The sequence below is a fragment of the Gemmatimonadales bacterium genome (assembly GCA_035502185.1).
Lineage (GTDB): Bacteria > Gemmatimonadota > Gemmatimonadetes > Gemmatimonadales > JACORV01 > Fen-1245.
Genome location: DATJUT010000057.1, coordinates 32394 through 50056, shown reverse-complemented (window position 1 = coordinate 50056; position 17663 = coordinate 32394). Strand labels below are relative to the sequence as shown.

General features: G+C 72.4%; 12 protein-coding genes. 5 read left to right on the top strand and 7 right to left on the bottom strand.

Going from position 1 to position 17663, the window contains the following annotated elements; all coding sequences use genetic code 11:
• From VMF70_07605 to VMF70_07590, 4 genes are all read right to left on the bottom strand, one after another.
• Positions 1-2588, bottom strand: a 2588-nt coding sequence (locus VMF70_07605) for a hypothetical protein (GenBank protein HTT67876.1), incomplete at its 3' end; no start/stop codon positions are given.
• Positions 2589-3264: 676 nt separating this feature from the next.
• Positions 3265-4275, bottom strand: a complete 1011-nt coding sequence (locus VMF70_07600; GenBank protein ID HTT67875.1) for an AAC(3) family N-acetyltransferase — start codon at positions 4273-4275, stop codon at positions 3265-3267.
• Positions 4269-5423: a hypothetical protein gene (locus tag VMF70_07595; GenBank protein ID HTT67874.1), complete on the bottom strand. Its 1155-nt coding sequence runs from the start codon at positions 5421-5423 to the stop codon at positions 4269-4271. Before VMF70_07595 ends, VMF70_07600 begins: the two co-directional genes overlap by 7 nt.
• Positions 5424-5546: 123 nt before the next feature.
• Complete coding sequence (locus VMF70_07590) at positions 5547-6170, bottom strand: hypothetical protein (protein HTT67873.1); 624 nt, start codon at positions 6168-6170, stop codon at positions 5547-5549.
• Between the two features lie 164 nt (positions 6171-6334).
• On the opposite strand from VMF70_07590, the gene VMF70_07585 reads away from it, so the two are divergent.
• The 3 genes from VMF70_07585 (at position 6335) to VMF70_07575 (ending at position 11326) form a co-directional block, all read left to right on the top strand.
• Positions 6335-7348, top strand: coding sequence for a transglycosylase SLT domain-containing protein (locus tag VMF70_07585; GenBank protein ID HTT67872.1), 1014 nt, complete (start codon positions 6335-6337; stop codon positions 7346-7348).
• A gap of 79 nt (positions 7349-7427) precedes the next feature.
• Positions 7428-8612 carry a glycosyl hydrolase 53 family protein gene (locus VMF70_07580; protein HTT67871.1) on the top strand — a complete coding sequence of 395 codons (1185 nt, stop codon included), beginning with the start codon at positions 7428-7430 and terminating at the stop codon, positions 8610-8612.
• Positions 8609-11326 carry a UPF0182 family protein gene (locus tag VMF70_07575; GenBank protein ID HTT67870.1) on the top strand — a complete coding sequence of 906 codons (2718 nt, stop codon included), beginning with the start codon at positions 8609-8611 and terminating at the stop codon, positions 11324-11326. Before VMF70_07580 ends, VMF70_07575 begins: the two co-directional genes overlap by 4 nt.
• Before the next feature lie 6 nt (positions 11327-11332).
• Here the strand turns inward: VMF70_07575 and VMF70_07570 are convergent, their stop codons facing one another.
• Together VMF70_07570 and VMF70_07565 are read right to left on the bottom strand one after the other, a co-directional pair.
• Positions 11333-11920: a hypothetical protein gene (locus tag VMF70_07570; GenBank protein HTT67869.1), complete on the bottom strand. Its 588-nt coding sequence runs from the start codon at positions 11918-11920 to the stop codon at positions 11333-11335.
• Positions 11921-11944: 24 nt separating this feature from the next.
• On the bottom strand, positions 11945-13573 hold the full coding sequence (locus tag VMF70_07565) for an alpha-amylase family glycosyl hydrolase (GenBank protein HTT67868.1): 1629 nt from the start codon (positions 13571-13573) through the stop codon (positions 11945-11947).
• A gap of 224 nt (positions 13574-13797) precedes the next feature.
• Between VMF70_07565 and VMF70_07560 the strand changes: the two genes are divergently transcribed.
• On the top strand, positions 13798-15675 hold the full coding sequence (locus VMF70_07560) for a beta-L-arabinofuranosidase domain-containing protein (GenBank protein HTT67867.1): 1878 nt from the start codon (positions 13798-13800) through the stop codon (positions 15673-15675).
• Positions 15676-15855: 180 nt separating this feature from the next.
• Positions 15856-16755 carry a sulfurtransferase gene (locus VMF70_07555; GenBank protein HTT67866.1) on the top strand — a complete coding sequence of 300 codons (900 nt, stop codon included), beginning with the start codon at positions 15856-15858 and terminating at the stop codon, positions 16753-16755.
• A gap of 209 nt (positions 16756-16964) precedes the next feature.
• Here the strand turns inward: VMF70_07555 and VMF70_07550 are convergent, their stop codons facing one another.
• On the bottom strand, positions 16965-17366 hold the full coding sequence (locus VMF70_07550; GenBank protein ID HTT67865.1) for a hypothetical protein: 402 nt from the start codon (positions 17364-17366) through the stop codon (positions 16965-16967).
• Positions 17367-17663: the final 297 nt, after the last annotated feature.

Below are 17663 nucleotides of genomic sequence, written 5' to 3'. Positions count from 1 at the left end.
AAGGTCACCGGCGAGCCGGTGAGCCCCGCCGACGTCGCCGTCAGCGTGTTGGCGCCGACGCTCGTGCCCAGGGTCCAGCTCGTCACCTGCGCGATGCCGCCCGCATCCGTCACCACCGCACTGGTGGGCGCGACCGTCCCGCCGCCCGAGGCCACCGCGAAGGTCACGCTCACTCCGCTCACGGGGTTGTTCCCGGCGTCCCGCACGATCACGGACGGCGGAATCGCCACCGCCGCCCCAGCCGTCGCGCTCTGGCCGCTGCCCGCGTTGATCGCGATCTGCGTCGCAGCGCCCGCCGTAGCGGTCGCCGTGAACGTCAGCGGCGAGCCCGTCAGGCCGGCCGACGTCGCCGTCAGCGAATTGGCGCCCGCCGTCGTCCCCAGCGTCCAGCTGGTGACCTGCGCGATCCCGCTCGCATTGGTCGTCACGGCGGTCGTCGGCACCACGGTCCCGCCGCCCGAGGCCACCGCGAAGGTCACGCTCGCCCCGCTCACGGGGTTGTTGTTGGCGTCACGCACGATCACCGACGGGGGCACCGCCACCGCCGTGCCGACCGTCGCGCTCTGCGCGTTGCCCGCGTTGACCGCGATCTGGGTCGCCGCCCCCGCGGTGGCCGTCGCCGTCAACGTCACCGGCGAGCCGGTCAGGCCAGCCGAGGTGGCCGTCAGCGTGTTGCTGCCGGCCGCCGTCCCCAGCGTCCAGCTGGTGACCTGCGCGATGCCGCTCGCGTTGGTCGTCACCGCCGTCGTCGGCACCACCGTGCCGCCGCCCGTGGCGACCGCGAACGTCACGCTCGCCCCGCTCACCGGGTTGTTGTTGGCGTCCCGGACGATCACCGACGGCGCCACCGAGACGGCCGTCCCCGCCGTCGCGCTCTGGTTGTTGCCCGCGTTGATCGCGATCTGGGTCGCCGCTCCCGCGGTGCCCGTCGCCGTGAACGTCAGGGGCGAGCCCGTCAGGCCGGTCGAGGTGGCCGTCAGCGTATTGGTGCCCGCGGCCGCGCCCAAGGTCCAGCTCGTGACCTGCGCGATCCCGGACGCGTTGGTGGTGACCGGCGTCGTCGGCACGACCGTCCCGCCGCCGCTGGCCACGCCGAACGTCACGCTCACCCCGGCCACCGGATTGCCGAACGCGTCCTTGGCGACGACGGACGGCGGCACCGAAACGGCCGTACCGCCCGCCGCGCTCTGGTTGTTGCCCGCGTTCACGGCGATCTGGGTCGCCACGCCGGCACTCACCGTGAAGCCGCTCGAGGCCGGCAGCCCCGTGACTCCCGCCACCGTCGTCGCGGGCGTCAGCGTGTAGCTGCCCGCCTTGTCCACGCTCAGCCCCGAGAACGTCGCCACGCCGTTCACCACCGACGCGGCGCCGCCGCCGGTCAGCGTCGCCCCGCCCGCCGTGGTCAGCACCAGCGTCACCGTCCCGCTGGCCGACGTCACGACGTTGCCGTGGGCGTCCTCGACCGTCAGGGTCGCCGGGCTCATCGTCGCCCCGGCCACCACGTTGCCCGGCTGCTGCGTCCACACCAGCTGGCTCGCGGCGCCGACGGCCACGTTGAACGTGCCGCTCGTCGCCCCGGCCAGACCGCTGGCGGCGGCGGTGAGCGTGTAGCCCGTCCCCGCCTTGTCGATGCTCAAGGTCGAGAAGGTCGCCACGCCGCTGACCGCCGCCACGCTCGATGTCCCACTCAACGTCCCGCTGGCCGGGTTGGTCCCGATCGCCACCGTGACGCTGTTGCTCGCCCCCGTCACCGTGTTGCCCAGCGCGTCCTGCACCGTCACCGCCACCGCCGGGCTGATCGCCGCGCCCGCGGCCACGCTCGACGGCGGAGTGGTGAACGCCAGCTTGGCCGCCGCGCCCGCATTGACGGCAAAGGGCGCACTGGTGGCGCCCGTGAGCCCGCTCGCCGACGCCGTCAGGGTGTAGCCCGTGCCCGCCTTGTTGATGCTCAGGTTCGAGAAGGTCGCCACGCCGCTGGTCGCCGCGACGGAGGCCGTGCCGGTCAGCGTTCCGCCCGCCGGGTTCGACCCGATCGCCACCGTCACGTTGTTCGTCGCCGTGGTCACCGTGTTCCCCATCGAGTCCTGCACCGTCACCTGGAGCGCCGGCGTCATCGCGCCGCCCGCCGTAGCCGTCGTCGGCGGCACCGTGAACGCGAGGGCCGAGGGCGCCGCCGCCGTGGCGGACGCGGTGAAGTTGATCGGGGGGATCAGGCTGCTGCCCGGCAGGCTCGCGCTGACGACGTTCGCCCCGGCCACCCGGCCGAGCTTCCACGACGTCTGGGCCAGGCCGGTCGAACCGGTGATCGAGGTGGCGGGAGTCACCGACCCGCCGCCGCTCACCACGTACCACGACACGCTGACGCCCGACACCGGGGCACCGGAGCCGTCCACCACCTTCACCTCGAGCGGCGTCGGCAGCATCTGGCCGGCCGTTCCGGTCTGGGTGTCGCCCGCCGAGCGCGAGATCGAGGCCGGCTGAGGCGGCGTGAACGACTTCTCGCCACCGCACGTGGAGGCCACGAGGATGATGGCGGCCAGGGAGAGGCTGGCACCGACGAGGCGGCGCGTGGCAGCAAACCGGTTCATGGAGCGACTCGGTTCCCGTTGACGGAATCGATCAGTGTGAGCATCGCGACGTGCCGCGGGCCGCACTCGCGGCTCGATCTCGAGTGGTCACGCGCGTTTGGGCGCGCGCCATGGACGCGAAGTTGGCCCGGCACTCGAGGGGTACCATCGCAATGGCTGTGCCACCTGTCGCGCCGCCGCAACTAGCACCCCTCGGCGGCCCGTGAGCCTCCCTATGTCATTGCGCGGCCGCGTGATACGCCGGGATCACCGACTTGCGGGCCATCTGTTGCCCACCTCCAACAGTTGCCGCTGCGCTATCGCGCTGGCGCGCCGCCCGCAGCGATTCGCAACTGTCGCAACCGGCCACGCCGGGCGTCTTCGACCGCCCGGGGGCGCGACGCTGGTCGCGCCCGGCCGCCCGCGACCGGGGTCCCCATGGTGCTCGCCTGGCTCGGCATCGCCATCGCCGCCCTGCTGATCGAGCTGATCTCGGTCGGCTTCATCCTGCTGTTCATCGCCATCGCGCGGCGGCGGCCACGCTGTCGTCGGTGGGAGGGGATCCGGGAGCTGTGGAAGGAGACGCCCGCGAGGCAGGGCCGAAGGGACTGCCGGCCGGACGAGCTGCCGCGCCGGTCGATGCGCCGCTGGCGCGAACTCCGCGCCGCCGGTCACGCCGGGGCCGGCGGCCGTTCCGCTAGTGCGGGCTCCGTGCCGCCGCCAGCGCTTCCATGCGCGCCGGCTCGTAGCACGAGGGGTGGGCGGCGACCTCGGCGCGCAGGTCGTCCGCGATGCGGCGGCCGTACCGCGCGGCGTCCAGCAGCGCCGCGGGCGCGTATCCCACCCGGCCGAAGCGGACGATGCCCTCCCGCTCGAGCCACGCCCGGCGCTCGGCCAGCCTCTGGGCGGCGTCCGGATGCAACCGCTCCAGCTCCCCACCCTCGGCCTCCGGGAGCATGAACTGCAGGCCGTACCAGGGCATGTGGAGGGTCCGCCACTCGCCTTCCTCCCGGCCCGGCAGCACCACCCGCTGGAAGAATCCGGGGCCGTGGACGGCGGTACGCACCGTGCGCAGGCCATCGGGGGCGACCACCTGGAGATCGTACCGCTCCGGGCGGTAATGGTTCGGCCAGTCCATCGCTTCCTGCACCCGATGCAGCAGGCTGTTGGCGTTGCTGTTGAGCAGCAGGACCTTGCCACCCAGGGCTTCGAGTCGGGCGTACGGCGTCGCGTCGCCGAACGGGGTCTCCGACCGCTCGTGGCCTTCGAGCAGCCGCTCGGCGAGCGGGCCCCGGGCGGCCACCGAGTGCGTGGGGTGAAGGCTGCGCCGGACGCCCGGCCACGTCCGGAACCGATCCGGGAGCGTCCCGGTGGTGACGGGCGCGACCGCAGCATCGAACGGCGGCGGGCCGCTCTTCACGTAGCGGTACGTGCTGTCGCCGCCCGAGAAGGTGGGCATCATCACAGTGCCCCGCTCGCCGACCGCGGCGCACAGGGCCTCGATCACGGTGTCGGCGCCGCGCACCAGGTACCCCACGCCGCTCAGCGAGCTGTGCACGCAGACGAGGTCGCCCTCGGCCAGACCGAGGCGCCGGAGGTCGCCGGCCAGCCGGCGGGCCGTCACGCGACGGAGGAACCGGTTGCGCCACCGGTTCCAGCTGCGCCTCGCCCCCCCCGGCAGCAGGCGCTCCTTGAGCGCCTTCAGCACGAGGCTTCCCGCTCCCAGAGCAGCGCGTCGATCAGGAACGCGGTGGCCCAGTTGAGGATCATCAGCCTGCCGTAGTCGCCGTCTACCGGCCACGACCCCGCCAGACCCCCGCGGATCGCCGGATCCGCCGAGGAAATGTCGTGGCGGGCCATCAGGTAGCGGTTGATGCGCCGCGCCGCGTCGCGATAGCGGCCCTCGCCGGTGCAGGTGGCGAGCCTGGAGAGCACGATGGACGTCTGGGCGCTGCCCGTCAGGCAGCACCACGTGGCCGCCGCCGAGAAGTCCGGCCGCAGCCGGCCGGGGAGGTATCCGTCCGGGCCCAGGATCGCGACCAGCGCGTCGGCGGTGCGGCGCGCGGCCGCGATCATCCCGGCGTCGCGCCGCAGCAGCCCGATCTCGAGCAGGCCCTCCATGGTGTAGGCGATCGTGTGCAGCAGCGGGCGCGCCGGCTCGCTCAGGCAACAGTCGCTGAACCAGCCGTTCGCGGCCTGCCGGGACAACGCGAATGCGGCGTTGCGCAGCGCCGCCTGGCGGAAGCGGTCCTCGCCCGCCAGCTCGCCCACCTCGTACAAGCCCCAAGCCGCCCGCACGTTGTAGACCGTGGCACCGGCGTGCGCGAAGCGCGAGTTGCCTTCCCGCCAGTTGCCGTCGGCCTCCTGCACCCCGACCAGCCATTCGGCGGCCCTGCGTGCCGCGTCGAGGAACCGGCCGGCGCCCGTCTCCCGCGCCAGCGCGGCCCACCCGAGGAGCACCTGCCCGGTATTGAACACCGCCGGGGTCGGAGGCTCGGTCACCATGCCACCCATCACCGCGCCGCACGGCATCTGCACGTCGATCTCCCAGTCGCCCATCCGCACGGCGCGCTCGTGGAGGCTCACGTCGTTCCATACGCGCCCCAGGCGCAGCACGATGGGAACGATGTAGCCCGTGGTCTCCGGGTAGCTGGGCAGGAACGACTTGCCGAACCGCGCGCCGTAGGCCACCCCGGCATCCGGGCCGGCGTCCTGAGCGCGTGCGATCCAGCCTGCGGCTTCGCGCAGGTGGGTCTCCACGTCCAGGTTGTCGTGGAGCCCGCTGTAGATCTTCGCGTAGCGGCGCGTCTCAACGGCGCGCCCGACCGTGCTGAGCAAGCGACCGGCGCCGAACATGACCCTTCCGCGGCTGGTTGACTTGAGGTCAATCTCGCAGGACCCGTGCCAGGAGCGCCACCCGGCGACGGCCGGAGCCTGGCGGGTGAGCGGGAGGGGCCGGGGGCCGGCGCTACGCGTCGGTCAGTGGATGTCCCTGAGGATGGTCTCGCCCTTCACGAACCACGACAGGCCGAACGCCCACAGCGCCGCGGTCTCGAGCCAGAAGACCGGGTGGAGCGCGTCGAAGACCGCCGTGCCGAGAGCCGCGTAGCTGAGCCCGATCGCCCCGATGCACAGCAGCATGACGACGCCGCAGACGCGGTAAACGGTGTTGCGCATGCGCTTGCGGTTGGTCGGCGCGCCTTCCGACCGGGTGAACAGGAACAGCGAGAAGTAGGCGAGCACGAGGAACAGCGCGAGGGCCGCAGTGAAGTGGACGGTCCGCTCCATCCTGGAGCCGGTGTTGGGGAACAGTGCCACCGCCAGTGCGAACACGCAGGCGAGATTCCCCGCGACGTCGTCCCGCCGGTCGTAACCGCGGTAGGTGAACAGGAACCAGGCGATGGTGAACAGGATCCCGACGAACGCGTCGCGGGTGCGCAGGGCGTAGTAGTCGCTGATGGACGGCTGGAAGTGCACGCAGCCGCACAGCGCGAAGCCCCACACGGCCAGGACGACCGGGAGCGCGACGCCCAGCACGCCCACGACCCGCCGCAGCGTCCGATAGGAGACGAGATCGTCCTCGCGGTCGCCGTATCTCGCCATGTCCGAAACTATCGCCCGGCGTCGGCCGGGCCGCCAGGGAGCCGGCGGTTGACCCGGGAGCGGCATTGCCGTACCCTAAGCCGACCTCGGCTTGGACCACCCACACGGCGACGAAGTCGACGCACTCGGATCCCCCTACGAGCCCGGGCATCGGTCGCAAGACCATGGCGGTCGTGCGCTCGCTGTACGAGCGCCAATCCCTGGTGCTGGTGCGCCACCTCTACGAGCGCATGCGCCGGCGCACCCTCCTCTACCGCTGGCTGGCGGTCGCCGCTGCGGTCGCCGCGATCGGCATCGGCGTGCGGCTGTACGTCGTCAACCGCCGCATCGAGACGATCCGCCGCCAGGCCGCCGACGTGTTCTACCGCATGAAGACGCTGGAGCTCGAGGTGGCGCACCTGCAGCCCGGCACGGCCGAGCGCAAGGAGTATGCGGACCAGCGCGCCCGCCTGGAGGGCGTGTACGCGGACTGGAACGGCCAGCTCGACAAGGCGAGCAGCGATCCCGGCGACGTGCGGGCCATCCGCGCGGCCGTCGCGCGGCTCGGTGAGGCGCCGATGCTCGTGTCGGACGGCTTCATCAGCGACGTACGCCAGCGCGTGGCGCAGTGGCGCCGCACCTCCGAGTTCAGCAGCGCCCTGCGCACGGCGACCGACCGCGGCTACCCGGCGCTGATCGAGTCGGTGCTGACCGCGAACAGCCTGCCCAGGGACCTCGTGTATCTCGGCTTCCAGGAGAGCCGCTTCCGGCCGGCGGCCGTCGGCCCGGACACGCGCTTCGGCATCGCCAAGGGAATGTGGCAGCTGCTGCCGTCGACGGCGCGGGAGTACGGCCTGCGGGTGGGGCCGCTGGTGGGCCAGCCGCGCTACGATCCGCGCGACCAGCGGTACGACGTCGCCCTCGCGACCAAGGCCGCGGTGAAGTACATGGGCGACCTCTACATGGTGGACGCCCAGGGGTCCGGGCTGCTGGTGATGGCGAGCTACAACGCCGGCCAGACGCTGGTCCGGCGCCTGCTCCTTTCCCTCCCAGCCACGCCGCAGGACCGCAACTTCTGGCAGGTGCTCGAGCACCACCGCGACGACATCCCCGACGAGACGTACGGCTACGTCGTGGGCATCGTCGCCGCAGCGGCCGCGGCCGCCGATCCCCAGGCGTTCGGCCTGCGGGGACTGTAGGCCGGCGGCACTCACGGCATCAGGGCCGCGCACGATCCCGGCATCCGGTGAACCGGCGCGGTACGACGGGAGACCCGCCATGCGTTCCCACCGACTCGACACCACGGCAGCGCCGACGCGGCACCGGCCGCTGCGCGCCTCCGCGTTCACCGCCGCGGCCCTGCTCCTCGGAACGGCCGCCGCCGCGTGCACGGCCGCCGGGCGACCGGCGCCGCGGGCCACGCCGTTCGCCCTCGGCGCCGACGTCTCGTTCCTCGACTCGCCGATGCGAGGCCACCCGCCGCGCACTTACCAGGAGAACGGCCGGGCGGGCGACGAGCTGACCATCCTGCAGCACCACGGCTGGAACGCGTTCCGGCTGCGCGTGTTCGTCTCGCCGGTGCGCCAGGCGCCGGACAACTCGCTCGAGAACACCATCCCGCTGGCGCGGCGCATCAAGGCGGCCGGGGCGGTCTTCCTGCTGGACCTCCACTACTCGGACACCTGGGCCGACCCGCAGCACCAGGAGATTCCCGTCGCGTGGCGGGGCCTGAGCTTCGACTCGCTGGAGCAGCAGGTCGAGCGCTACAGCCGGGACGTCATCACGGCGCTCAAGGACGCGGGCGCGATGCCCGACTGGGTGCAGGTCGGCAACGAGATCACCCGCGGCACGCTGTGGCCGCTCGGCCAGGTGGAGGAGCCGGGCGACACCGCGTACCTGCCGCCGCCGCCCTACGACTCGACGCTGCAGTGGGACCACCTGACGCGCATCCTCAAGGCGGGCATCCGCGGCGTGCAGGAAGGCGCCGGCGACACGCCGCCCCGGATCGCGATCCACATCGACCGCGGCGGCGACTGGCCGAAGACCAAGTGGTTCTTCGACCACCTCGAGGCCGCGCACGTGGACTACGACATCATCGCCGAGAGCTTCTACCCGGAGTGGGGCCATGGCACACTCGAGGAGCTGGTGACCAACATGGACAGCTGCGCTGCGCGCTACCACAAGGACTTCCTGGTCGCCGAAACGGGCTACGGCAACTCCCACGTGGTGAACAACCCGGACATGATGTGGCCCCTGACACCCCAGGGACGCGTCCAGTTCATGGCGGACCTGATCAACACGATGAAGCAGGCGCCGCGCGGCATCGGCGCGATGTACTGGGCGCCCGAGTTCGGGGCGTGGAACGAGGACGGCACCCCGGGGCCCGTGGTGTTCGTCCTGGATTCGCTGCCCGCGCTGCGGGCGCGTCCCGCGAGCCACGCGCCGGCGGAGGTGCATCCGTGAGCCCGTCCACGCGCCGCATCCGGCTGTGGCTGATCCTGCTGGCCGCCGTCGTTCTCGCGCTGATCGTCGTGCCGTCGCTCGCGGGCCTCCTCACCGACTGGTGGTGGTTCCGGGAGGTCGGCTTCCAGGTCGTCTTCACCCGCTCGGTGCTCGCGCGGGGCGACCTGTTCCTGGCCGGGTTCGCCGTCACGGCGCTGATCCTGCACCTGAACCTGCGGGTCGCGCAGCGCGGCATCGTCCTCAACCCGGTGGTGATGCGGGTGGGGCCCTCGACGCCGCAACTCGACGTGTCGCGCTCGGTGCGGCGGGCGAGCCCGTGGATCGTGGTGGTGCTGGCGTTCTTCGCCGGCCTCGCGGCCACGTCGCTGTGGGACGTGGCGCTGGCGGCGATGAACCGCACGCCGTTCGGCGTGACGGACCCGGTGTTCGGGCGCGACGTCGGCTTCTACGTCTTCACTCTGCCGGCTCTCGCGGCGGTGCTCGCGTACCTGTTCGCGCTCCTGTTCCTCGCCTTGCTGCTGCTCCTGGTGGTGTACGCCCTGCGCGGCGCCTTCACCGTCCGCGGCCGCGCCGCGCACGTCGAGCGGCGCGCGGGCATCCACCTGGCCGCCGTGCTCGCGGCGCTGTTCCTCGTCGCCGCCGCGCAGCTGTGGCTGGTGGACGCCTCGAACCTGCTGTACTCGACCACCGGCCCGCTGGTCGGCGCCAGCTACACGGACCTCCACGCCAGCCTGCCGGCGCTGCGGCTGTGCGCCGTCGCGGCGGTGGCGGCCGCCGCCGCGGTGCTCGTCGGCGGGCTGCGCGAGCGGCTGCTCCGCCACGCGCTGTTCGCCATCGGCGGCTACGCGGCCATCGCCGTGCTCGGGCGCGGCCTGGTCCCCCTGGTGATGCAGAAGTTCGTGGTGGCGCCCACCGAGCTGACGCGGGAGACGCCGTACCTGCGCGCCCACATCGCCGCCACCCGGGCGGCCTGGGGCCTCGACGGCGTCGAGGTCCGGGACCTCGGCAGCGAGACGCCGCTCACGCTGGCCACCCTCAGGGCCAACACGCCCACCATCGAGAACGTGCGGCTGTGGGAGCGCGACCCCCTGCTGCAGACCTTCGGCCAGCTGCAGGAGATCCGGACCTACTACGACTTCGTCTCGGTGGACGACGACCGCTACTGGATTGACGGGAAGTACCGCCAGATCCTGCTCTCGCCGCGCGAGCTGAACCCGGCCTCGCTGCCCACGCGCACGTTCATCAACGAGCACCTCACCTTCACCCACGGGATGGGCCTCACGCTCGGCCCCGTGAACCAGTCCACCGCCGAGGGACTGCCGGTGCTGTTCGTGAAGGACCTGCCGCCCACCTCGAGCGTCTCGCTGAACGTCACCCGCCCGCAGATCTACTACGGCGAGCTGGACGACGACTACGCCTTCGTGGGCACCCGTCAGCGGGAGTTCGACTACCCGTCGGGCGACGCGGACGTCTACGCCGCCTACACCGGCACGGGCGGCGTGCGGGTCGGCAACGTCTGGCGCAAGCTCCTGCTGGCGGTGCGGTTCGGCTCGTCGAACGTGCTCTTCTCGCAGGACATCACCAGCGACAGCCGGGCGCTCTACAACCGCGAGATCCTGGGCCGGGCGCAGAAGGCCCTGCCGTTCCTGACGTTCGATCCGGATCCGTACCTCGTGATCACGCCGGCGGGCCGGCTCGAGTGGATCCTCGACGGCTACACCTCGACCGACCGCTACCCGTACGCCCAGCGGCTCGTCGACGGCACCAGCTACATGCGCAACAGCGTCAAGGTCGTGATCGACGCGTACGACGGCTCGCTCAAGGCGTTCGTCAGCGCCCCGGCCGATCCGCTGGTCCGCACCTGGGCACGCGTGTTCCCCGGCATCCTCGCGCCCCTGGACAGCTTCCCGGCCGACCTCAAGCCGCACCTCCGGTACCCGGACCAGATCTACCGCATCCAGACCGGGCTCTACGCCACCTACCACATGGACGCGCCGGTGGACTTCTACCACCGCGAGGACCAGTGGCAGATCCCGATCGTGAACCGGTCCACCGGCGGAGCGGTGCCCTTCATGCGCCACATCATCATGAAGCTGCCGGGCGAGGCGCAGGAGGAGTACGTGTACATGGTGCCGTTCACGCCGCGCGGGAAGGACAACCTCGCGGCGTGGATGGTGGCGCGGAACGACGGCGCGGAATACGGGAAGCTGCGGGTCTACCGCCTGTCGCGGCAGACGCTGGTCTTCGGCCCGACGCAGATCGAGAACCGCATCAACCAGAACACCGAGATCTCGCAGCAGGTCTCGCTGTGGGACCAGCACGGCTCCCAGGTCATCTGGGGCGACCTGCTGGTGATCCCGATCGGGACGTCGCTGCTGTACGTGCAGCCCCTGTACCTGCGCGCCGCGGGCGGGAAGATCCCCGAGCTCAAGCGCGTGGTCGTGGCCTACCAGAACGAGGTGGCGATGGCGGAGACGCTGGACGGCGCGCTGAGCGAGCTGTTCGGCGGGTCGGCGGGACCGCGCGCCGAAGCCGTGCCGGCCGCGGCGGCGACCTCCGCGGGCGACACCCAGCAGGCGCTGGTCGCCGAGGCGCGGCAGCACTACGCCGACGCGATGGCGGCGCAGCGCGCCGGCGACTGGGCCCGCTACGGCGAGGAGATCAAGGCGCTGGGCGGCGTGCTCGAGCGCCTCGGCGCCGCGCGGGGACGCTAGCCCGGCCTACCCCTCGCGGAACGGGCGCGGTACCAGCAGCGGCCGGTACCGGTACTGGTCGATGACCGCCTCGAGCGCCTTGACGCGGCGGTACAGCATCACCCGCGCCTGCTGGTGCTGGGGGTTGAAGCCCTGGCCCGCAGGGCCGGAATCCAGCTGGCCCGCCGGTGCGTCGAAGCCCACCACGTCGGCCGGCGCGAACCGGTCCTTCAGCCGCGACCGGACCGCCGCGTACCACGTGCTCAGGTCGGCGACCCACTGCTCCTGCTGGGCGAGGTCCGCCACGTCCCGCTGCAGCAGGGCCTCCCCCGCGGCGCCCAGGACGACCAGCGCGTCCACGTCGTCCTGGCGCGAATCCTGGATCTGCTGCGGCGTGAGGTGGGCGCGCTCCTCGGCGCGGATCCGGGCGACGCCGCGGACGACGTTCCACAGGAACACCGCCGCGAGCACCACGACGTAGCAGATCAGGATGTTGGGGACCGTCACGTTCGACATCAGCACGGTCAGACCGACCGCGGCCACCACGGCCTTGATCCCGATCCACGGCCGCGTCTGCTGCCGCGCCCGCTTCAGCACCAGGGGGGCGTGCTTCACGGCCCTAACATACCCCCCACCGCCTCAATGGTGAGGCCGGCGCGCCAGGAGCTTGACCCCGAACGCGGGAAGCCGGACCCGCCGCGCGCCGGCCGGCGCCGGCTCGGCCGCTCCGGTGAGCAGGTCGGTGAGCCGGCTCGCGGCGAGCGTGGCGGGCAGGACGTCCCGCGCCACGCTGGCCGTCACCGCCGAGTCCGCCAGGTTCACCAGGATCAGGCTGGCCGCCGCCGGCGTGCTGCGCACCACCGCGAGCACGCTCGGCCGGTCGGTCGCGACCACGCGCTCGTCGCCGGCGACGATCTCCGGCCGGCTCCGCCGGACCGCCAGCAGCCGCCGGTAGAACGACAGGAGCGACGCGGGGTCGTGCGTTTCCTCCTCGACCGAGACACCGTCGCTGTCCCGGTTGTAGCGCTCCGTCCACCACGGGCCCGGGCCCTTGTACCAGATGGCCGAGCCCGGGTCCTCCAGCCGGCGGGTCCAGCGCATCGCCTCGCGGTCCGGGATGTCGTTGCCGTCGTTCAACGCCGCGTGGGACTGCTTCCCCTTCATCCCGATTTCCTGCCCGTAGTAGATCAGCGGCGTGCCCTCGAGGAGCACGTCGAGCGCGGCGCCCACCTTCTCCCGCCGCAGGTCGCCGTCCACGCGGGAGGCGAAGCGGTCCATGTCGTGATTCTCGATGAACACGAGCTGGCCCTTGCCGCGGGGCGTGTGCGCCAGCGTCGCCAGGATCACCTGGGCCAGCGAATCGCGGTTGAACGACGCGATCGCGCGCTGGAGCCCGAACGCGAAGACCATGTCGGCCCCGCCGCGCGTCAGCCAGTCCTCGCCGTAGCCCCAGTCCGACTGCTCGGCGATGAGCCGGACGCGCGGATTGACGGCGCGCACCCTGGCGAAGAGCGGCGCCCAGAAGTCGGCGAACAGGTGGGGGAGCTTCGGGCTGCCGTCCAGGTCGTCCATCATGTGGTCGAGGCGGAAGCCGTCCACCCCGTCGGCGAACCGCCGGTCGTGGCCGGGGTCCACCAGCGACACGTACAGGCTGTCGAGATCGTGCTGCACGCCGGGCTCGAGCAGGTTCACGGTGGCCACGGGGATCATGGTGCCGTCCCACGAGGGCAGCGCCGTGAGGCCGAAGATGATGGGCTCGGGGACGGCGTTGGTCGAGTCCTTGTAGAGGACATAGTGGCTGTACCGGGAGTCCGGATGGCCCAGCGACTCCTTGAACCACGGATTGTCCCCGGTCGCGTACTGGTCCTCCCGGTCCAGATAGATCTTCATGCCCCGCGCGTGCACCGCTTCCACGAGGCTGTGGAACGCGGCCATGTCGCCGAACGTGGAGTCCACGCCCCAGAAGTTCGAAGCGAAGTAGTTGTGATAGGCGGGCGAAGGGTTGATCGGCGTCAGCAGCAGCGAGGTGATGCCGAGGTCGTGCAGGTAGCCGAGCGACTCCTGGATGCCGCGCAGGTCACCGATCCGGTCGCCGTTGCCGTCGCGGAAGCTGCGCACGAAGATCTGGTAGACGACCTCGTCTTCCGCGATCCGGGCCCGGCTCGCGCCTGCCTGCGCCTGGGCCGCGATCGGGGCGCCGGCGGCCGCGAGGCCGAGCAGTCCGATCGCCAGCAGCCTCTTCCGCGTGACGTTTCCGCGAGCGTCCATCGTGGGTCCCTCGAGATTGGGTCGGCCGCGACGGCCCGGCCGACGACCTAATTCTGGCCTTTGCGATCGGCCCGCACCACCCGCCCCCGTCCGGGGCCGGGCGCCGCGCCTCCGCGGGCTGCGCCCGGCACCCGGCCGCCCGCTGCCGCAGCGCGCCCGTTGGCGAGGGCCCGCAACCCGGGCTAGCATTCGGCCGGTTCCTCGGAGACCGGGAGTCGATGCTCATGCACCCGCCGCTCGCGCGGCCCGCCTTTCGCACCCTGCCCCTGGGAGCGGTGCGGCCGCGCGGCTGGCTGCTGGCCCAGCTGCGGCGCGACCTCGCGGACGGCTTCGCCGCGCGCCTGGACCGGCTCACCCCGCATGCCGCGCACGACCTGTTCCGGGACCGCATCCCTTCCTCCAGCGAGCCGCGGGCGTGGTGGGACGCCGAGACCCGCGGCAACTGGCTGTGGGGCTACGTGATGATGGCCCACCTGGCCGACGCGCCGGAGCACCAGGCGCGGGTCGCGGAGCTGATGCGCGGGCTGCTCGCCACCCAGGACGCCGACGGGTACATCGGGATCTACGCCCCGGACCAGCGCTATCGGCATGCCGACGGCGAAAACGGCGAGCTGTGGGCACAGAGCCGCGCCCTGCTGTCGCTGATCGCGTGGCACGACGCGACCGGGGAGCCCCGCGCGCTCGAGGCGGTCCGCCGCGCCGCGGACCTCACGCTGCGCCACTGCACCGCGGAGCGGCCCTGCTTCCGCCGCGGCGAGCGCGTCGCCCGCGACGCCCTGACCGGCCTCACCCACGGCCTCTGCTACCTCGACGCGCTGGAGCGGCTGCACGACGACACGGGCGCGGCGGCGTACGCCGAGGCCGGCGTGCGGCTCTACGAGGAGTTCTCGCGGATGCCGCGGCCGTTCCCCAACGACGACCTCGCCCTGCCGAGCCTCGCGGACCCCAAGCGCGACTACGCCGGACACGCCGTCCACACGGCCGAGCACCTCCGCGCCCTGCTGTGGGCGCACGCCGCCGCGCCGGAGCGCGTGAGCGCGGCGGCGGTCGAGACCGCGTTGCTTCGACTCGACCGGCACCGGCTGCCGAGCGGCGCGCTGCCGGGCGACGAGGCGATCCACGGCCTGCCGCTCCCCGAATCGGCCTACGAGTTCTGCACCACGGCCGAGCTGGCGCTCAGCCTGGCCAGCGCGGTGCAGAAGCTCGGGCGCGCCGGCGCGGGCGACCGCCTGGAGACGCTCGCTTTCAACGCCGCGCAGGGCGCGCGGCTCCCCGACGGGCGCGCCATCGCCTACCTCTCGGCCGACACGCGCCTGTTCGCGACCGCGGCCCGGCCCGACAGCTACTCCGCCGGCGCCCCGAGCGGTCGCTACAAGTACTCGCCCACGCACGACGACGTCGCCTGCTGCTGCAACCCGAACGCCGTGCGCTTCCTGCCCCAGCTCGTGAGCCGGATGTGGATGCGGCTGGCGTCGGACCAGGGCTTCGCGGCGATCGCCTACGGCCCCTGCGAGCTGCGCGCGTCGGTGGGCGACGTCCCCGTCACGATCACCGAGGACACCGGCTATCCGTTTTCGGACGCCATCGAGCTCACGGTCACGCCGGCGCGTCCCGTCGAATTCACGCTGGTCCTCCGCCGGCCCGGCTGGCCGGGAACGATGGACGTGGCTCTCGCCGGCGCCGAGGCCGTCGCGACCGACGGCTGGTGGCGCATCAGGAAGACGTGGGCGGCCGGCGAGCGGGTGCGAGTCGGGTTCGGCTGGGCCGTGCGGAGCGAGCCGTACGCCAACGGCGAGGTGGCCGTGTTGCGCGGACCGCTCCAGTACGCGATGCCGCTCGACCACCGGCTCGAGGTCGTCAGGCGCTACGACATCGAGGGGATGTGCGACTACGACGTGGTTCCCGAGGACATCGCGCAGGGATACCGCATTCCCGTGCTCGACTCGAAGGCGCCGGACCTCGGGCTCACCCTCGAGGCGCGAGCGGCCGGGGACGGCGACCATCCCTGGGACGTGCCGCGCTTCCTGCTGCACGGCGGTGCGACGACCCTCGTCCCACTCGGCTGCACCGTGCTGCGCCGGGCGGCGTTCCCGCTCCGCTGACACGCCGCGCCGGCGGGCCCGGCGCGCCGCCGCCGATCCCCGAACGCGCCGCCCGCCGTCCCGCGCTTCATGTGCCCTAAACCGGCCGTCGCATGTGCGCAACATGTGGACAAGGTGTTGACAACAGGGAACCATTCGTTAGTAATGGCGCGTAGCTCATTAGTGGACAGGAGGTTAGCGATGTTGGAAACGGCGAGCAGCGCGCCGCTCGCTTCCATCGAGGCACGCGGCTACACGCATCCCGAGGTACTGGTGTCCACCGAATGGGTCGCCGAGAACTTGGCCGATCCCAAGGTGCGCCTGGTCGAGTGCGACGAGGACGTACTGCTGTACGAAACGGGGCACATCCCCGGCGCCGTGAAGATGGACTGGGTGCACGAGCTGAGCGCGCCCGTGGTGCGCGACTACCTGTCCCGGGAGCGGATGCAGCAGCTGCTCCGGGCCAAGGGCATCAGCGACGACACCACCGTGGTCCTGTACGGCGACCAGCACAACTGGTGGGCCGCGTTCGCGTTCTGGGTGTTCCGGCTGTTCGCGCTCGACCATCTCAAGGTCCGGCTGATGGACGGCGGCCGCGTGCGGTGGGGGGAGCAGGGTGGCTCCCTGTTCAGGGACGTGCCCCGCTACCCGGAGGGCGACGTCGTGGTGGGGCCGCGGAACGACCGCGCGATCCGCGCGTTCCGCGACGAGGTGCTCGCCCACGTGGCGGAGCACCTCCCGCTGGTGGACGTGCGGAGCCCCGAGGAGTTCCGCGGGGACCGCGCGCACCTGCCTGCGTACGGGGACGAAGGGGCCGTGTGCGTGGGCCACATTCCCGGGGCGCTGAACATCCCGTGGGGCCTCGCGGTCGATCCGGACACGCATTGTCTCCGTGCGGCGCCGGAGCTCAGGGGCGTCTACCGGATCGATGGCGGCCTCAAGCCCGACGACGACGTGATCACCTACTGCCGGATCGGCGAGCGCTCCTCGCACACCTGGTTCGTGCTCACCTACCTGCTGGGCTTCCGGAAGGTCCGCAACTACGACGGATCGTGGACCGAGTGGGGGAACCTGGTGGGGGCGCCCATCGAGAAGCTCTGAGCGGCAGGAAGCCGCCGCCGCATTCCCGTTCTTCCTCGTCAGCGATCGCAGGCCGCTCCCCGAGCGCCAGGCTCGAGGGGGCGGCGTCCGCCCCCCGGGGCGGCGGGGCCCGCCGCTCGCGGCGCGCCCGCGACCGCCGGCTGCACCGCTGGCGCAGCCGTTCGAATGAGCCGGCGGGCGCGTGTCCGCCCGCCGCCGGCCGCCTCACCTCACCGCTTGCACGCCTGCTGCGCGCGGGCGCTGTCCGACGGGACGAAGACCGCCAGCACGCGCCGCCGCACCCGCATCACCCCGCCGTCGGTCTCGGTCTCGTCCGTGACGACCAGTCCGGTTGCGCCCACCGAGCCCGCCAGGCCGTGCATGGCATCCTCCGCGGCCGCCGCCTCGGAGGGACTCGTCACGCGCAGCGGAGGAGCCGGAGGCAGCGTGAGGCTGTCGAACGGCGTCGGCACTTCGGAGATGCTGGCGTACGTCCGCACCCCGCCGGCGCACACCGGCGGGTGGCGCGGCGACGGGCCGGCGCTCGCCTGGGCGCCTGCCGATCGACTCGCCGCGGCGAACGCGATCGCCGCCCCCGCGATCGCCACGCGCGCGGGTAGGGTTGACCTCATGTTTACCTCCTCGTCGTGGGAGTTTCGGGGCAGGCTCCTCGGGTCCGCCGGCCCCGCGGCCCGAGTCCGACACCGCCGGACACGCGGTCGCGGGCGGCTCGAGGCACCATGAGGCGGGGATGCCCGCCGGGGCGCGGGCGTCGCAGCGCCCCTCGGCCCGCCGAGGTCGCCGGGCGAGCCTCGAGCGGAACACGCGTGCTTCCCCGCTCATGGGAAGTGGCATTCCGATAGATGTAGTCACATATTAGGCCAGATCCACGACGGGAGACCGGTGTGCGACGTGCGTCGTCAGCCAAA

What these genes read in the sequence shown, in the direction of transcription:
- VMF70_07595 (HTT67874.1), bottom strand. Translation starts at nt 5,423, where the DNA reads ATGTTCGGCGCCGGTCGCTTGCTCAGCACGGTCGGGCGCGCCGTTGAG.
- VMF70_07590 (HTT67873.1), bottom strand. Translation starts at nt 6,170, where the DNA reads ATGGCGAGATACGGCGACCGCGAGGACGATCTCGTCTCCTATCGGACG.
- VMF70_07585 (HTT67872.1), top strand. Translation starts at nt 6,335, where the DNA reads ATGGCGGTCGTGCGCTCGCTGTACGAGCGCCAATCCCTGGTGCTGGTG.
- VMF70_07580 (HTT67871.1), top strand. Translation starts at nt 7,428, where the DNA reads ATGCGTTCCCACCGACTCGACACCACGGCAGCGCCGACGCGGCACCGG.
- VMF70_07565 (HTT67868.1), bottom strand. Translation starts at nt 13,573, where the DNA reads ATGGACGCTCGCGGAAACGTCACGCGGAAGAGGCTGCTGGCGATCGGA.
- VMF70_07560 (HTT67867.1), top strand. Translation starts at nt 13,798, where the DNA reads ATGCACCCGCCGCTCGCGCGGCCCGCCTTTCGCACCCTGCCCCTGGGA.
- VMF70_07555 (HTT67866.1), top strand. Translation starts at nt 15,856, where the DNA reads ATGTTGGAAACGGCGAGCAGCGCGCCGCTCGCTTCCATCGAGGCACGC.
- VMF70_07550 (HTT67865.1), bottom strand. Translation starts at nt 17,366, where the DNA reads ATGAGGTCAACCCTACCCGCGCGCGTGGCGATCGCGGGGGCGGCGATC.